This is a genomic window from Mesorhizobium sp. M0060 (genome assembly GCF_040323155.1).
In the GTDB taxonomy this organism is placed as follows: domain Bacteria; phylum Pseudomonadota; class Alphaproteobacteria; order Rhizobiales; family Rhizobiaceae; genus Mesorhizobium.
The window spans coordinates 319,625-334,494 of sequence record NZ_JAMYUP010000001.1 but is presented as its reverse complement, the minus strand read 5'-3'; the positions used below and the strand labels follow the sequence as shown (position 1 = coordinate 334,494).

General features: G+C 64.5%; 16 protein-coding genes and 1 pseudogene. 7 read left to right on the top strand and 10 right to left on the bottom strand.

What is annotated here, in order from left to right:
• Positions 1 to 29: 29 nt before the first annotated feature.
• The gene (locus tag NKJ94_RS01560) at positions 30 to 2,309 is read left to right on the top strand and encodes an NADP-dependent malic enzyme (RefSeq protein WP_352522633.1); all 2,280 of its coding nucleotides are present in this window, start codon (positions 30 to 32) and stop codon (positions 2,307 to 2,309) included.
• A gap of 279 nt (positions 2,310 to 2,588) precedes the next feature.
• Here the strand turns inward: NKJ94_RS01560 and NKJ94_RS01555 are convergent, their stop codons facing one another.
• A complete protein-coding gene (locus NKJ94_RS01555; RefSeq protein WP_352522632.1) occupies positions 2,589 to 3,581 on the bottom strand; it encodes an adenosine kinase in 993 nt (330 codons plus the stop codon).
• 215 nt (positions 3,582 to 3,796) lie between these two features.
• Here NKJ94_RS01555 and NKJ94_RS01550 point away from each other — a divergent pair, with 215 nt between their 5' ends.
• A complete protein-coding gene (locus tag NKJ94_RS01550; RefSeq protein WP_352522631.1) occupies positions 3,797 to 4,492 on the top strand; it encodes a sulfate transporter family protein in 696 nt (231 codons plus the stop codon).
• On the opposite strand, the gene NKJ94_RS01545 is transcribed toward NKJ94_RS01550, so the two are convergent.
• From NKJ94_RS01545 to NKJ94_RS01530, 4 genes are all read right to left on the bottom strand, one after another.
• Positions 4,489 to 5,487, bottom strand: a complete 999-nt coding sequence (locus NKJ94_RS01545; protein ID WP_352522630.1) for a proline racemase family protein — start codon at positions 5,485 to 5,487, stop codon at positions 4,489 to 4,491. The two genes, NKJ94_RS01550 and NKJ94_RS01545, sit on opposite strands and share 4 nt — an antisense overlap.
• Positions 5,484 to 6,287 carry an isocitrate lyase/PEP mutase family protein gene (locus NKJ94_RS01540; protein WP_352522629.1) on the bottom strand — a complete coding sequence of 268 codons (804 nt, stop codon included), beginning with the start codon at positions 6,285 to 6,287 and terminating at the stop codon, positions 5,484 to 5,486. Before NKJ94_RS01540 ends, NKJ94_RS01545 begins: the two co-directional genes overlap by 4 nt.
• Before the next feature lie 77 nt (positions 6,288 to 6,364).
• Complete coding sequence (locus tag NKJ94_RS01535; protein WP_352522628.1) at positions 6,365 to 7,222, bottom strand: hypothetical protein; 858 nt, start codon at positions 7,220 to 7,222, stop codon at positions 6,365 to 6,367.
• A 75-nt stretch (positions 7,223 to 7,297) separates the two neighbouring features.
• The gene (locus NKJ94_RS01530) at positions 7,298 to 7,708 is read right to left on the bottom strand and encodes an SRPBCC family protein (protein WP_352522627.1); all 411 of its coding nucleotides are present in this window, start codon (positions 7,706 to 7,708) and stop codon (positions 7,298 to 7,300) included.
• Between the two features lie 79 nt (positions 7,709 to 7,787).
• Here NKJ94_RS01530 and NKJ94_RS01525 point away from each other — a divergent pair, with 79 nt between their 5' ends.
• Positions 7,788 to 8,372: a TetR/AcrR family transcriptional regulator gene (locus NKJ94_RS01525; protein ID WP_352522626.1), complete on the top strand. Its 585-nt coding sequence runs from the start codon at positions 7,788 to 7,790 to the stop codon at positions 8,370 to 8,372.
• A gap of 97 nt (positions 8,373 to 8,469) precedes the next feature.
• On the opposite strand, the gene NKJ94_RS01520 is transcribed toward NKJ94_RS01525, so the two are convergent.
• The 3 genes from NKJ94_RS01520 to NKJ94_RS01510 form a co-directional block, all read right to left on the bottom strand.
• A complete protein-coding gene (locus NKJ94_RS01520; RefSeq protein ID WP_352522625.1) occupies positions 8,470 to 9,126 on the bottom strand; it encodes an HAD family hydrolase in 657 nt (218 codons plus the stop codon).
• Complete coding sequence (gene dut, locus NKJ94_RS01515) at positions 9,126 to 9,611, bottom strand: dUTP diphosphatase (RefSeq protein ID WP_352522624.1); 486 nt, start codon at positions 9,609 to 9,611, stop codon at positions 9,126 to 9,128. Before dut ends, NKJ94_RS01520 begins: the two co-directional genes overlap by 1 nt.
• Before the next feature lie 84 nt (positions 9,612 to 9,695).
• Positions 9,696 to 10,163, bottom strand: a complete 468-nt coding sequence (locus NKJ94_RS01510) for an Lrp/AsnC family transcriptional regulator (protein WP_352522623.1) — start codon at positions 10,161 to 10,163, stop codon at positions 9,696 to 9,698.
• 119 nt (positions 10,164 to 10,282) lie between these two features.
• Here NKJ94_RS01510 and NKJ94_RS01505 point away from each other — a divergent pair, with 119 nt between their 5' ends.
• The gene (locus tag NKJ94_RS01505; RefSeq protein ID WP_352522622.1) at positions 10,283 to 10,498 is read left to right on the top strand and encodes a DUF6356 family protein; all 216 of its coding nucleotides are present in this window, start codon (positions 10,283 to 10,285) and stop codon (positions 10,496 to 10,498) included.
• On the opposite strand, the gene NKJ94_RS01500 is transcribed toward NKJ94_RS01505, so the two are convergent.
• Positions 10,495 to 10,698, bottom strand: a complete 204-nt coding sequence (locus NKJ94_RS01500) for a hypothetical protein (RefSeq protein ID WP_352522621.1) — start codon at positions 10,696 to 10,698, stop codon at positions 10,495 to 10,497. The two genes, NKJ94_RS01505 and NKJ94_RS01500, sit on opposite strands and share 4 nt — an antisense overlap.
• Between NKJ94_RS01500 and NKJ94_RS01495 the strand changes: the two genes are divergently transcribed.
• Positions 10,673 to 12,046, top strand: a complete 1,374-nt coding sequence (locus NKJ94_RS01495) for an amidase (protein WP_352522620.1) — start codon at positions 10,673 to 10,675, stop codon at positions 12,044 to 12,046. The two genes, NKJ94_RS01500 and NKJ94_RS01495, sit on opposite strands and share 26 nt — an antisense overlap.
• Here the strand turns inward: NKJ94_RS01495 and NKJ94_RS01490 are convergent.
• Entirely contained in the window at positions 12,040 to 13,116 is a 1,077-nt protein-coding gene (locus NKJ94_RS01490) for an NAD(P)/FAD-dependent oxidoreductase (RefSeq protein ID WP_352522619.1), read from the bottom strand. The genes NKJ94_RS01495 and NKJ94_RS01490 overlap by 7 nt on opposite strands.
• Positions 13,117 to 13,233: 117 nt before the next feature.
• Between NKJ94_RS01490 and NKJ94_RS01485 the strand changes: the two genes are divergently transcribed.
• Together NKJ94_RS01485 and NKJ94_RS01480 are read left to right on the top strand one after the other, a co-directional pair.
• On the top strand, positions 13,234 to 13,824 hold the full coding sequence (locus tag NKJ94_RS01485) for a TetR family transcriptional regulator C-terminal domain-containing protein (protein WP_352522618.1): 591 nt from the start codon (positions 13,234 to 13,236) through the stop codon (positions 13,822 to 13,824).
• Positions 13,825 to 13,864: 40 nt separating this feature from the next.
• Positions 13,865 to 14,744: pseudogene (locus NKJ94_RS01480) on the top strand (haloalkane dehalogenase).
• The last annotated feature ends 126 nt before the right edge of the window (positions 14,745 to 14,870 follow it).

Sequence of the window (14,870 nt, the reverse complement as noted above, 5' to 3'; positions counted from 1 at the left end):
GCCGTACGGGCGAGGAAACCGAAAGTATCATGGCCAAGAAAACCGAAAGCAACGGGCCCTCCGTCAGCGCCCAGGAGGCGTTGGAATTCCACGCCATGGGCCGTCCCGGCAAGCTGGAGATCGTCGCCACGAAACCGATGGCGACGCAGCGGGATCTCAGCCTCGCCTATTCGCCGGGCGTCGCCGTGCCGGTTCTCGCCATCGCCGAGGACCCGAGCCGCGCCTTCGACTACACGGTTCGCGGTAACATGGTCGCCGTCATCTCCAACGGCACCGCCATCCTCGGTCTCGGCAATCTCGGCGCGCTAGCCTCGAAGCCGGTGATGGAAGGCAAGGCGGTGCTGTTCAAACGCTTCGCCGATGTCGATTCCATCGACCTCGAGGTCGACACCGAGGATGCCGACGAATTCATCAACTGCGTGCGTTTCCTCGGGCCCTCCTTCGGCGGCATCAACCTTGAGGATATCAAGGCGCCGGAATGCTTCATCATCGAGCAGCGGCTGCGCGAGCTGATGGACATCCCGGTCTTCCATGACGACCAGCACGGTACCGCCATCATTTCGGCCGCCGGCCTGATCAACGCGCTGGAAATCACCGGCCGCGACATGAAGACCACCAAAATGGTCTGCAACGGCGCCGGTGCTGCCGGCATCGCCTGCATCGAATTGATGAAGGCGATGGGCTTTGCGCCCGACAATATCATCCTCTGCGACACCAAGGGCGTCGTCTTCCAGGGCCGCACCGAAGGCATGAACCAGTGGAAATCGGCGCACGCGGTCAAGACGGAGGCGCGCTCGCTGGCCGAGGCGCTGGACGGCGCCGACGTCTTCCTCGGCCTCTCGGCCAAGGGCACGCTGACCACCAAGATGGTGCAGTCGATGGCCAAGAACCCGATCATCTTCGCCATGGCCAATCCCGACCCCGAGATCACGCCGGAGGAGGTCGCCGAGATCCGCACCGACGCCATCATGGCGACGGGGCGGTCCGACTATCCGAACCAGGTCAACAACGTGCTTGGCTTCCCCTATATCTTCCGCGGCGCGCTGGATGTGCGGGCGACCACCATCAACGACGACATGAAGATCGCCGCGGCCAAAGCGCTCGCCGAACTGGCGCGCCAGGACGTGCCCGACGACGTCGCCGCCGCCTATCAGGGCATGCGGCCGAAATTCGGCCCAAACTACATCATCCCGGTGCCGTTCGATCCGCGCCTGATCTCGGCCATTCCGATCGCGGTCGCCAAAGCGGCGATGGACTCCGGCGTCGCGCGCAAGCCGATCCTCGATCTCGACCGCTACGCGCAGGAGCTTTCCGCCCGCCGCGACCCGATCGCCTCGACGCTGCAGCGCATCTATGACCGCGTCCGCCGCCAGCCCAAGCGCATCGTCTTTGCCGAGGGCGAGGAGGAGCAGGTGATGCGCGCCGCCGTCTCCTATGTGAGCCAGCGGCTGGGCACCGCCATCCTGCTCGGCCGCGACGACGTCATCAAGGAGAACGCCAGGCATGCCGGCATCGAGCTTGGCAAGCAGGGCATCGAGATCATCAATGCGCGGCTGTCGCGCCGCAACGGCGTCTACACCGACTATCTCTACGAGCGCATGCAGCGCAAGGGGTTCCTGTTCCGTGACTGCCAGCGGCTGATCAACAACGACCGCAATCATTTCGCCGCCTGCATGGTGGCGCTGGGCGATGCCGACGGCATCGTCACCGGCGTCACCCGCAACTATTCGACGGCGCTCGACGATATCCGCCGCGTCATCGACGCAAGGCCCGGCCATTGCGTCATCGGTGTGTCGATCGTGCTGGCGCGCGGCCGAACCGTGCTTGTCGCCGACACCGCCGTGCACGACATGCCGAATGCCGTCGAGATCGCCGACATCGCAGAGGAGGCCGCCGGCTTTGCCCGCCGCATGGGCTACGAGCCGAGGCTTGCCATGCTCGCCTATTCGACCTTTGGCCATCCGCAGGGCGAGCGCTCCGAGCGCGTCCAGGAGGCGGTGCGCATCCTCGACAAGCGGCGCGTCGATTTCGAGTATGACGGCGAAATGGCCGCCGACGTGGCGCTCAACGCCCGTGCCATGGCGCAATATCCGTTCATCCGCCTCACCGGTCCGGCCAACGTGCTGATCATGCCGGCCTTCCACTCGGCCTCGATCTCGACCAAGATGCTGCAGGAGCTCGGCGGCTCGACCGTCATCGGCCCGCTGCTGGTCGGCTTGAACAAGCCGGTTCAGATCGTCTCGCTGAATGCCAAGGACAGCGACATCGTCAACATGGCGGCGATCGCGGCGTATAGCGCGGGGGCTTGAGGAGCGAGCTTACCCTCCTCTCGGTGGGGAGGGTCATGCGAAGGCGACGCCCATCGAGGGGCACGGCTATCACATAAGGGGGTCCCCCTCATCCGGCCGCTTCGCGGCCACCTTCTCCCCGCTGGGGAGAAGAGGCTGGCATCAACGCTGGCGACCTCCTCTCCCCTCGGGGAGAGGTCGGATTGCCCCGAATTGCCCTTCGCAATTCGGTTGGCAATCCGGGTGAGGGGGCACTTGCCGATCTGCGATTGTCCTGCCATCGAGCGAGACCAAGCGCTCCTACAGCAGCCCCGCCTGCTCGGCCTCTCGGCGCAAATCCTGCCTTGGCCTTGGGCCGATCTGCTGGATGACCAGCCCGGCGGCCAGCGAGCCGAGATCGCCGCACTGCTTCAGGCTGCGGCCTTGCGTGTAGCCGTAGAGGAAGCCAGCGGCGTAGAGGTCGCCGGCGCCGGTGGTGTCGACCAGCTCCCGGATCTTGGTCGCCTCGATGGTGACCGTCTCGTCGCCGCGCACGATCACCGAGCCCCTTTCCGAGCGGGTGACGGCGGCGATCTTGCAATCCTTGCGGATCCGGGCCAGCGCCTCGTCGAAGGACGCGGTCTGGTAGAGCGACTTGATCTCGTGGCTGTTGGCAAAGACGATGTCGACGGTGCCGGAGCGCATCAGGTCGAGGAACTCGTCGCGGTAGCGGTCGACGCAGAACGAATCCGACAATGTCATCGATACTTCGCGCCCCGCCGCATGGGCGAGCTTCGCCGTCTGCCGGATCGCCTCCTTGGCGCGCGGCGGGTCCCACAGATAACCCTCGAAATAGGTGACCGCCGCGCCCGAGGCCTTGTCGGCCTCGACGTCCTCCGGGCCGAGTTCGATGCAGGCGCCGAGATAGGTGTTCATCGAGCGCTCGCCGTCCGGCGTGACGAAGATCATCGAGCGCGCCGTCGGTGGTTCGCCGTCGAGCGGTTTTGTGTCGAAGGCGACGCCCTGCGCGTGGATGTCGTGCGCGTAAATCTCGCCGAGCGCGTCGTTGGAGACCTTGCCGAAGAAGGCGGCGCGACCGCCGAAGGAGGCGACGCCCGCCGCCGTGTTGCCGGCGCTGCCGCCCGAGGCTTCGATCGCCGGGCCCATGCGGCTGTAGAGCAGTTCGGCGCGCCTTGTGTCGATCAGGTTCATCGCGCCCTTGATGATGCCGTTGGTCTCCAGGAACGCCTCGTCGCACTGGGCGATGATGTCGACGATGGCATTTCCGATACAAAGCACGTCATAGTCCGGCATCAATTCATGTCTCCGCCAAAAACCCACCGGCTTTCTGCCACGCCGGGCGCGGGCGGGTCTAGCGGTTTGATGCGGCTTTGCCTAGACCGCGAGTTATAAATCCGGGCAGAACGCAGATGCTTCGCATTGTGCGGTTGCGCTTGCAGCCTGCGCTATCTCCGCCTATTCCGGGAGACATCAGCCACGGGCACGTTTGACATGGGATTGGAAACGCCGTGATCCTCGACGCTGCCCGCGCCGCCTTGAGCCGGCTGTTCTCGCCCGAATTCCGTTCCGTGTTCCTGAAGACGCTGGGGCTGACCTTGCTGGCGCTGGCGGCGCTGTGGTTCGGGATAAAGAGCCTGTTCGAATGGCTGGCCTGGCCGTGGATCGATGCATGGCTGCCCAGCCTGCCGTCGTGGGCCGGATGGCTGGGCGTCATTGTCGCCGGGATCGGCCTTGCGCTGGGCTTGGCGCTGCTCATCGCGCCGGTGACGGCGATCATCGCCGGCCTGTTCCTCGACGACGTCGCCGAGATGGTCGAGCGCACCGACTATCCCAACGATCCGCCCGGCCGCGCCGTGCCGGCGCTGCGCTCGCTGGTGCTGGCGATCCGGTTCTTCGGCGTCGTCATCCTCGGCAACATCCTGGCTCTGCTGCTTCTGCTGGTGCCAGGCATCAACATCGCCGCCTTCTTCATCGTCAACGGCTATCTGCTGGGGCGCGAGTTTTTCGAGTTCGCCGCCATGCGCTTTCGCCCGGAGGCCGAGGCCAAGGCGCTGCGCAGAAAGCACTCGGTCACCGTGTTCCTGGCCGGTCTGGTTGTCGCCGCTTTCCTCGCCGTGCCGCTGCTCAACCTTCTGACGCCGCTGTTCGCCGCCGCCATGATGGTGCATCTGCACAAGGCCATCTCGGCGCGGGAAGCGAGCTAGCGCAGCAGAAAGCCGCGCCCCAGTTCGTCGTCGTCCTCGACGATGAATTCGGCTCGCCCGCTATAAAAGGCGCGGCCGCCGACGCGGGCGATGATGGCGTCATGCGTCCCGGCTTTGGCCGTCCGCGCGACCGCGCCGGAAAAGCGCGAGCCGGCGATGCTCTCGAACAGCCGCGTCCGGCCAATCTCGATCTGGCCTTTGGCGTGCATTGCCGCCAGCCGCGCGGTAACGCCCGAGCCGGTCGGCGAGCGGTCGACCTCGGCCTCGGCGAAAACGCAGATGTTTTTGGTCGGCGTATCGGAGAACGCATCCTGTCCATCGGTCAGGATCGTGCCATAGAGGAAAGCAAGGTCGGCATGGTCGGGATGCGACAGCGGCAATTCCGCTTTCAGCTTCCCGGTCAGCGTCGTTGCCGCGTCGACGAAATCGCGCACGCGGTTCTTGCCGAACGCCAGCCCGAACTGGCGGCAATCGGCCAGCGCATAGAAGGCACCGCCATAGGCAACGTCGAAGCCGACCGCACCATAGCCCGGCAGCTCGATGTGCTGGTCGCCAGCAAACAGAAACGCCGGCACGCTTTCGAAGGACACCGCACCGGCCTTGCCGTCCTTTACCTCGACCGCAGCCGAGATCAGCCCGCATGGCGCCTCGATGTTGACCGTCGTTAGCGGCTCGCGTGCCGCAACCAGCCGCTCGTCGACGGCGTAGCGGCCGAGCGCGACGATGGCGTGGCCGCACATCGTCGAATAGCCCTCATTGTGCATGAACAGCACCGCGAGGTCGGCGTCCGGCAGGTCGGGTTCCACCAGCAGCGCGCCATACATATCGTAATGGCCGCGCGGCTCGAACATCAGGATCTTTCTGAGGTGATCGAGATGGTCGCGCACATAGGCACGCTTTTCGAGGATCGTGCCCTTGGGAATATTGGGGTAGCCGCCGGTGACGATCCGCAGCGGCTCGCCGCCGGTGTGCATGTCGATGACGGTGAGCGTCATTCGCCGGGCTTGGCAAACAGGGCCTGCAGCTTGCCGAACGGCATGGCTGCGCGGGTGAAGCCGAAGGTGCCGTCCTGCTGGATCTCGCGCGCCGCGGTCTCCAGCATGCCGAAGGCGAAATTGGTGAGCCAAGGCCCAAGCGAGATGCGCTTTACCCCCGCCATGGCAAGATCGGCGATGGTGAAGCCGGGCCTGGCCATGACGTTGACCGGCTTGGTCAGCGCCGAGCAGACGGTTCGCACCATCTCGATGTCGCCGAGGCCCGGTGCATAGAGCACGTCGGCGCCGGCCTTCTCGAAGGCCTGCAGCCGCTTGATCGTGTCGTCGAGATCGGGCTTGCCCCACAGGAAATTCTCAGCCCGAGCGGTGAAGACGAAATCGCGCTTCAGTGCCCTGGCCGCTTCGGCCGCCGCCGCGACGCGCTCGACGGCATGCGAAAAATCGTAGATCGGCTTGTCGGGCTCGCCGGTATGGTCCTCGATCGAGCAGCCGGCGAGGCCCGCCGCCTCGGCGGCGAAGATGGTCTCGCCGGCACTTGTCGCGCTATCGCCCTTGCCCTTTTCGAGGTCGGCCGAAACCGGCAGTCCGGTCGCCGCCGACACTTCGCGGCAATGGTGGATCATTGCCTCGAACGTCACCGCGCCGTCCGGCAGGCCGCGCGAAAAGGCAAAGCCGGCGCTGGTCGTGGCCAGCGCCTTGAAGCCGAATGAGGCCAAGAGCTTGGTCGTGCCGACGTCCCAGGAATTGGCCATGACGAAGATCGATGCATGCAGGTCGCGAAAAATCTTTCCCTTATCCATGGATGCTCCCCTCCAGTGCGGACTATGAAGGAAATTCTAGCCCGGCGGCACGCGCCGGGCAAACAAATGCGGTTGGCTCAGAAGCGTTTGGCGTTCTCTCCTGCCAATCGGTCCAGCGCATCGGAATCCTTGACGTAGCGCGAAGCATTTTTGTCCCAATGGTAGGTGACGGAAATGTCGCGCGAAGACGCCTTTGGCGGCTGCTGGCCATCGCAGCTTTCATCGCCCGGCACCGTCGCGTCGGTCACCGTGACCTTGATGGCTGCATAGGGCTGGCCGTCGGCAATCGCCTGGAAGGCCGCATTCTGCGTCCTTCTGTTGGTGCAGAGGTTTTCGTCGAACGTATAGATCATGTCGATCAGCTCGAACCTGTCGTTGCGGACCATGACCAGCGGCGTGATCACATAGCCCTGGCTCGAATTGAAATGCGTGCTCGTATTGATGATGACGTCATCGCCGAGCCCGATCGATAGCCTGCCCGGATCGCGAAAATAGGTGCTGCGGTCGACGGCGACATTGACCGCGTCGAGCAACGCCGGCTTGCCGGCGATGTCGTAGAGTGCCAGCACGGCATAACCTTCGGCACTGTCAGGCGAGTCGCCGAGGTCGAACAGCATGGTCAGCCGGTCCTTGCCGCCGGCCTTGATGCCGAGCACGCCGGCGTTGGAAAGACCCGACGTCGCCGGCGGCGAGCCGCCGTAGTCCGGCCCAGCGATGTGGCGCATCTCGATCGGCATCGATCCCCGAAAAAAGCCGTCCTTGTCCGCGGCCAGATCGGGAATGACCATCCTGGCGAGATCGAGATAGGTGATATCGCCGTGGCGGGGGACGGCGCTGCCGAGCTCCGGGAAGCTGACGGCCTCAGCGCTGGCCGTCGTCCAGAGACAGGGCAGCAGCAGGCAGGCAAAGAGGAAACGAAGCCGGGGGAAGGTCATGCGCGCGCTCGTTATGTCGGGCGCGCACAAGCTAAATCATTTTGCGGCCAAGAGGAAACACCTGGCGTTGCGTCACTATGCTGGTTTGGCTTCGGTCGCCAGAGTCTGCTGGAACACCGGCACCAGCTGATCCATGGCGGCTGCGAGCCACGTGCCGAGTTCGTCGGGCAGAGTATCGTGGATCCAGACCAGGCGGCTCCGGCCCTCGCTCTCGGCGAAGACCTGCATAGAGGTATTATCGTGGGTGACCTCGTCGCCGAGCCATCCCCACACGATCCGCCGGTTCTGCTCGTCGCGGGCGATGAGCCGCTCTCGTACAACTTTGCCGTCGGCAAAAGTAAGAGCCCGCACGTCGCCCTCATCCACCCGGCAGTCGACGAAAACGCCTGGGGCTATCCGTTGGGCGCCGCCGGCGAAGTCGCCGACCGTCGCCCATACGCTTTCCGGTGAAGCATCTACGATGATTTCCCTGACTATCGAAGCCATTTTCGCTGTTCCTCTGTTAGCGGGTAGACCTGTCTGTCTGTACCTGGATCTATACAGACCTGTCTGCTATAGTCAAGGCATGTCCGCAGCCCGAACCAATGGTCGACCCGAAAGCCTTGCGCGCCGCCGCATCCTCGATACGGCGACCGCGCTGTTTTCTCTGGGGGGAGTCCGCGCAGTCGGCATCGACCGCATCATCGCCGAGGCCGGCGTTGCCAAAGCGACGTTCTATCACCACTTCGCGGCCAAGGACGATCTCGTCCGCGCCTATATCGAGGAGCTCAGCAAGGGAGGACGGGCCGCCATCGCGAGCCTTGGCCGACGGCCAGCTCGCCAGATGATCCTTGCCATATTCGATCTCATCGCCGATGCGGCAGATCAGCCGGGCTACCGCGGCTGCCCGTTCCAGAATGCCGCTGCCGAATATCCCGACCCCAGCAGCTCGGTTCGCCAGGCGATCGATAAGCATCGTCACTGGAAGTGGGGCATCCTCAAGGACCTGCTGATCACGGACGCAAATCCCGATCCGGACCGCACCGCAGACGCGCTAACAGTGGCGGCCGACGGCCTCCTTGTCGTCAGTCATCTCGACAGGCCGGCCAATCTGCGCACTCTCATACGCGACACGGTCGACCGAGTACTTGGGGCGCCGCGCCCGGTCTGAAATCGAGGGGGATTTGCGCGAGGCGACGAGAGCATTTGCTGGGACCGTCCCGTAAGGCGACACAGCGTTAAGGCATGTAGCCTCAACAAAGGCCCGATCAGTGGATCGGCACCAGCCCGGCCAGTTCACGCATGTCGTCGAACAGGATACCGCCGGCTTCGATCAGCCCGTCGTGGTCGGAAAGCGGGTCGCCGTGGTAGGAATAGACGCGCATGCCGGCGGCGATGCCGGCTGTCGTCCCGGCCACGCTGTCCTCGATGACGATGCAGTCGGCGGGCGCGAAGCCCATCGTCGCTGCCGCATGCAGGAAGAGGTCGGGGAACGGCTTGCCATGGGAGACCATGGTCGAGCTGAACAGCGCGTGCTCGAACAGCGGCAGCAGCCCGGTCTGGCCAAGCGTGATGTGCATTTTCGATACCCGTGCCGACGAGGCGACGCAGGTGGCGATGCCGGCGGCGTGCACGGTTTCGATGAACTCGCGAACATAGGGGACGGCCTCGACGCCATGCGCGAACAGGTCCGGCAGGCCGGCGTTCCAGCGCTCGACGAAATCGGCGCCAAGACTGACGCCGGTCGCCTCGACTTCCTTCTGCACCGAGACCATGCTGCGGCCGGAAAAATTCTTGCGGCAATATTCGAAGCTGGCCGGAAAGCCTGCCGAGGTCAGCCATTCGGCGAGCCGCCGGTTGGCCAGGTTCTCGGTGTCGACCAGAACCCCGTCGCAATCGAAGATGACGAGCTTGGGTATTTTCATTAAGCGGTCCCGGTCGATCCGAAGCCGCCCGAGCCGCGCGCCGTGCCGCCGGCCAATGTGCGCTCCTCGACGGTCGCCTGCGTCACCGGGGCGAAGACGATCTGGGCGATCCGCATGCCGCGCGTCACCGCGAAATCCTCGTCGCCGAGATTGATCAGCAGCACCTTGACCTCGCCGCGATAATCGCTGTCGATGGTGCCCGGCGTGTTGAGGCAGGTGAGCCCGTGCTTGAAGGCGAGGCCGGAACGCGGCCGCACCTGGCCTTCCACGCCCTCCGGAATTTCCAGGATCAGCCCGGTAGGCACCAGCGCTCGCTTTCCCGGCAGGATCAAAAGCGGCCGGTCGTCCGGCACCGCGGCGCGCAGATCAATGCCGGCGGCGCCCGAGCTCTCATAGGCGGGGAGCGGCAATCCCTCGCCATGCGGCAGCCTGACGAAACCGACGGCCGGACCGATGACGGAGGAGGGATAAAGTGCTGCGCGCATAAGGCTGATCCTATCGTCGCGAACGCCGATCCAGTCAACTCGGCGGCAATGCTATCAACGGCTTTCTTTCAGCACAGTTCCGCTTCAGCGCAGTTCCATCGGAACGACGGTGGTCTCCTTGATCTCCTCCATGACGAAGGAGGCCGAGACGTCCGACAGTGCCACCTTGGCGATCAGGCGCTGGTAGAGCCGGTCATAGGCCTTCACATCGGCGACGCGAGCGCGCAGCACATAGTCGAGGTCGCCGGACATGCGGTAGGCACCGGTGATCTCGGCAAAGCCGGTCACCGCCGCCCGGAACTTTTGCAGCCAGTCGGGATCGTGATTCGAGGTGCGGATCAGGATGAACACGGAAAGGCCGAGCCCGAGCTTATCGGCATCGACAAGCGCCACCCGACCGGTGATGACGCCGTCTTCCTCCAGCCGCTTGACCCGACGCCAGCAGGCATTGCGTGACAGCGATATTCTTGCCGAGAGCTGGTCGACGGATAGCGTGCCGTCGCGTTGCAGCTCGGCCAGCAATCTTCGGTCTATTTCGTCGATATCCGGCATCCTGTGGGATGTTTGTCTCAAAATTCAGCCTTATACAAGGATAAATTGAGACGAATGAACCGAGCGCCCATGTCAGGATACTCATGGCCGGCTCTTCATGCCGGCAGGAGGGATTCGACATGACGGCACGGCTCGCAAGACTTTTCACCTCTCACCCGGCCACGGTCGGCGAGAGCTATTTCGGCCATATGGCTTTCGCGGCATGGTTCTCGTCGCGATTGTTCATGGCGGCTTTTGCCGCGCTCGTTCACGCTTTCTTGCCGTTCTTGTTCGAGTCTACGGCAAGCGGCATCATCCGCGAGCTCTACGAGCGGACGCACCACCGAGGACGTTAAGCCGTGGAGGTGCCGATTGCGGCAAGGCCGCGGGACAGCGCCGACCCCTCAACGGATCCCGGCAGCGCAATCCCGATCAAGCGCCGCCCGTCGTCGAAATGCTGAGCCAGGCTTGAAGCCGCGCCGCAATCCGCCATTTTGAGGAGCGCGGCGCGATAGCCCGGAGCACTCCCGATGGATATCGTCTTTTCCTCGACCACCAAACTGGCCTCCGCCATCCGCGACGGCAAGATTTCCGCGCTGGAAGCGATCGACGCGCATCTGGCGCAGGTCGACAGGCACAATGAGGCGGTCAACGCCGTCGTAACCCTCGACCGGGAAGGCGCGCGGCAACGCGCCGCAAAGGCCGACCAAGCGCGGACGCGCGGCGACGCACTCGGGCCGCTGCACGGCGTGCCGTTCACGCTGAAGGACATGCACGAGACCGCGGGCATGAAGACCACCGTCGGCTTCCCGCCCTTTGCCGACTATGTCGCGAGGCAAGACAGCCCGGTCGTTGCCCGGCTGAAAGCCGCAGGCGGCGTGCTGGTCGGCAAGACGAACGTGGCGACGATGCTGGGCGACTGGCAGTCGAACAATCCGCTGTTCGGCCGCACCGGCAATCCCTGGGATCTCCAGCGCACCGCCGGCGGCTCCAGCGGCGGTGCGGCGGCGGCGCTCACCACCGGTATGACGCCGTTTGAGGTCGGCACCGACATGCAGGATTCGATCCGGCTGCCTTCTGCCTTCTGCGGCGTCTATGGCCTCAAGCCGACCGAGCATCGCGTCTCGCTGGCCGGCGCGTTTCCCGATCCGGGCGGGGCATCGCGCAGCGTGCGGCTGATGTCCTGCCTCGGACCGCTGGCGCGCAGCGTCGAAGACCTGGCACTGATCTACGGCCTCATTGCCGGGCCGGATGGAAGCGACACCGACCTTGCGCCGGTACCGGTCGAAGACATGCCCGAGCTGGATCTCAAAAATTTGCGTATTGCCGTCGCGCCGTCCTTCCCAGGTTTTCCAGTGGCAGGCGAAATCAGTGCGGCGGTCGAAAGTCTGGCAAAGGAGCTTCAGTCGGCAGGCGCGATCGTCGAGGAGGCCAAATTGCCGAAGCTCGACCTGCACGACGATCTGGAGCAAGGCGGCGCGCTGATCGGCATGATGCTGGAGACGGCGCAGCCCGAACCACCGGAGAAGCCGACGCCGGTCTCGCGTTGGTTCGAGGCGCTCGCCCGCCGCGACCGCTCCATCCTGGCCTGGGATCGGTTCTTCGAAGACTGCGACGCCTTGCTGTGCCCCGTCGCCATGGTCACCGCCTTCCCGCATTGCGAGCCGGGAACGCCGATCGAGGTCGACGGCAAGAAGCAAAGCTACTGGATGCTGCCGGCCTATGGCGCGGTGTTCAACTATAGCGGCCATCCGGCATTGTCGCTGCCATGCGGGCAGGACAGCAATGGCCTGCCCATCGGCCTGCAACTGGTCGGCAAACGCTGGTCGGAGGCGCGGCTGCTCGGGATCGCCAGGGCAATCGAGCCGCTCACCGGCGGCTTTCGCAGGCCGCCCGGCTATTGAGAAAACCGCGTAAGGCCATAGGGCGCAAGCAGCGGATCGCGCTCGCCTTCGAGGATTTCACGGGCGGCGAACAGGCCGACTGCCGGCGCCAGCGTGATGCCGGAATGCATGACCGCGACGTAAACGCCGCTCCTGCCTTCCGCGCGCCCAATGATCGGAAAGCCGTCGATCGGCGTCGGCCGATAGCCGACGGTGTGGAAATCGAGTTCCAGCCCGTCCGCGCCGCGCAGCATGGCCTTCATCGCTGCAAACAGGTTGCGGGCGGTGGCTGCGGCATCCATGCCAGGATCGGCGCCGCCGAAATCCGAGCCGGCGATGATGCGTCCCTCCGCCGTCTGGCGCATGTGCAGGCGGTCGCCGATCACCAGGCCGTTGAGCAGCTTTTGGTGCGGCCGCGAATGCACGATCAGGCCGGGTGGTGTCTCGATCGGCAGTTCTATCCCGGCTGTTGCCGCTATTGCCGGAGAGCCGGCTCCGGCCGCGATCACCACCTCGTCGGCGGCGATCCGCCCGCCAGATGTCTCGACGCCGGTTATCCAGCCGTTGGCCTGCACAAGCGCGGTCGCGGTAACTCCCATCAGCAGCCGCGCGCCGCGCCGTTCGGCCTCGGTCAGCAGTGCTTGCGTGGCAGCGACCGGCTCGGCGACACCTTCCTCGGCGACATAAAGGGCGAAATCGGGAAGCTCGGTCACATTGGGCTCGATGCGCGCTGCCCCGGCGTGGTCGACACGCTCGATGCCGTAGCCCCATGAGGAATGCTCGGCGGCATAGGTTTCAAGCTCGGCACGCTGCAGGTCCCAGCGGAGGCCACCGCACCATTGCAACGGGATGCCGGGCACCTCGTTCGCCAATCGCCTCCATTCGGCCATCGATCGGATCCGCAGCCGGAAGTACGGCTCTGGATTGCCCCAGCTGGCATTGATCCAGGCAAAGGAATTCGGCGTCGCGACGCCGCCGGCGCCGCTGTCGGCAATGACCGTCACCTTTGCCCCGGCCCTGGTCAGGTGCCAGGCGATGGAGGCGCCGATGATGCCGGTGCCGACGACGATCATTTCTTTCGCCAGTGTCATGCTTCACTCCTCGTTCCAACGCGACCACTCCGATGCCATTGCCGAGGGGTTCTGCCAAGAGAGCGCGGCATCAAACACGCTTCTTAACTCTAATACGTACGTACGTATTATGTCACGATGGCTAGACATTCACTTCGCGAAAAACTCCTCGACACTGGTTTCAAAACCATCTGGAATTCCGGCTATTCGTCCGCCGGCATACGCGACATCGTCGCCGCGGCCGATGCCCGCCCGGGCTCCTTCACCAATCATTTTGCCTCCAAGGAGGCATTCACCAGCGAGGTGCTGGACCGCTATTTCGCCTATGTGAGCGGTTTGGTGGAACAGGCCCTCGCCCGGGACGGCACGGCCCCGGTCGGGCGGTTGCGCCGCTATCTCGACGTCATCACTTCGAAACTGGAGGTACATGGCTGGGCACAGGGCTGCATGATCGGCAATCTCAGCCTTGAGACCGCGGCTCACAGTGAGGCGCTGAGGCTGCAACTCGTCGCCATCTTCGAACGCTGGCGTAAGCCCTTCGCCGAATGCATCGCCGAAGGCCAGGCGGCCGGCGATATCACGGACGCGTTCGATGCCGGGGACCTCGCCGATTTCCTTTTGAGCTCCTGGCAAGGCGCGATGCTGCGCATGAAGATTGAGCGTAGTCCCGAACCGCTCGAGCGTTTCAAGAACATCGTCTTCAAAACAGTCTTCGCAAAAAGGAGCTGATCCGATGAACCCGAAACTCGAAAAGCTGGAAGCCCGCATAATGGTGCCGCGCTCGCAAGTCGCGGTACTCGATTCCACCATGTCCTATATCGAGGCAGGCGCGGCCGGTCCGACGGTGCTTTTCCTGCACGGCAACCCGACGTCGTCCTACATCCGGCGCGACATCATTCCGCATGTGGCGCCGTTCGGCCGCTGCATCGCGCCCGACCTGATCGGCTGCGGCCAGTCCGGCAAGCCGGACATCGACTACCGCTTCTTTGACCACGTCCGGTATCTCGACGCTTTCCTTGAGGCGCTTGGCATCACCAACATGATGGTGGTCGCGCAGGACTGGGGCACCGCACTTGCCTTCCAGCGGCCGCAGCGGATCCTCGGCCTGGCCTTCATGGAATTCATCCGCCCCTTCGAGAGTTGGGACGATTTTCGCCAGCGTCCGCAAGCGCGCGAATTGTTCAAGGCAATGCGTACGCCTGGCGTCGGTGAGAAGCTTGTTCTGGAAGACAACGTCTTCGTCGAAAAGGTGCTGCCGGCTGCTGTGCTGCGCACGATGAGCGATGAGGAAATGGCCGCCTACCGGGCGCCGTTCCCGACACCGCAATCGCGCAAGCCGATCCTGCAGCTGCCGCGCGACCTGCCGATCGAAGGCCAGCCTGCCGATGTCGCTGCCATCAGTGAGCACGACCATCGGGCGCTCCGGGCTTCCTCCTACCCGAAGCTGCTTTTCTCAGCGGATCCGGGCGCCCTCGTTTCGCCGCAGGCGGCACGGGAATTCGCAGCCGGGCTGAAGAACTGCCGCCTGATCGACCTCGGACCCGGTGCGCATTATCTGCAGGAGGGACCATGCCGACAAGATCGGCGCCGCTATTGCCGAGTGGATTCCCGAGATAGCCACCGAGAGCTATGCCGCCGAACCGGCCTGACGCCGGAGTGTAAACCAGCAGCCGCGGCCGCCGGAGAGGTCGACAGCTTAGCTCTGCCGGTGCCGGGCGATGGAGGCGCCGATGATGCCGGCGTCGATGACGATGATGTTCTTGCTCACGGCAGTG

Coding starts and splice junctions, on each gene's coding strand:
- NKJ94_RS01560 (WP_352522633.1), top strand. CDS start 30: ATGGCCAAGAAAACCGAAAGCAACGGGCCCTCCGTCAGCGCCCAGGAG.
- NKJ94_RS01555 (WP_352522632.1), bottom strand. CDS start 3,581: ATGCCGGACTATGACGTGCTTTGTATCGGAAATGCCATCGTCGACATC.
- NKJ94_RS01495 (WP_352522620.1), top strand. CDS start 10,673: ATGGATATCGTCTTTTCCTCGACCACCAAACTGGCCTCCGCCATCCGC.
- NKJ94_RS01510 (WP_352522623.1), bottom strand. CDS start 10,163: ATGCCGGATATCGACGAAATAGACCGAAGATTGCTGGCCGAGCTGCAA.
- NKJ94_RS01520 (WP_352522625.1), bottom strand. CDS start 9,126: ATGAAAATACCCAAGCTCGTCATCTTCGATTGCGACGGGGTTCTGGTC.
- NKJ94_RS01505 (WP_352522622.1), top strand. CDS start 10,283: ATGACGGCACGGCTCGCAAGACTTTTCACCTCTCACCCGGCCACGGTC.
- dut (WP_352522624.1), bottom strand. CDS start 9,611: ATGCGCGCAGCACTTTATCCCTCCTCCGTCATCGGTCCGGCCGTCGGT.
- NKJ94_RS01545 (WP_352522630.1), bottom strand. CDS start 5,487: ATGACGCTCACCGTCATCGACATGCACACCGGCGGCGAGCCGCTGCGG.
- NKJ94_RS01490 (WP_352522619.1), bottom strand. CDS start 13,116: ATGACACTGGCGAAAGAAATGATCGTCGTCGGCACCGGCATCATCGGC.
- NKJ94_RS01525 (WP_352522626.1), top strand. CDS start 7,788: ATGTCCGCAGCCCGAACCAATGGTCGACCCGAAAGCCTTGCGCGCCGC.
- NKJ94_RS01540 (WP_352522629.1), bottom strand. CDS start 6,287: ATGGATAAGGGAAAGATTTTTCGCGACCTGCATGCATCGATCTTCGTC.
- NKJ94_RS01530 (WP_352522627.1), bottom strand. CDS start 7,708: ATGGCTTCGATAGTCAGGGAAATCATCGTAGATGCTTCACCGGAAAGC.
- NKJ94_RS01535 (WP_352522628.1), bottom strand. CDS start 7,222: ATGACCTTCCCCCGGCTTCGTTTCCTCTTTGCCTGCCTGCTGCTGCCC.
- NKJ94_RS01485 (WP_352522618.1), top strand. CDS start 13,234: ATGGCTAGACATTCACTTCGCGAAAAACTCCTCGACACTGGTTTCAAA.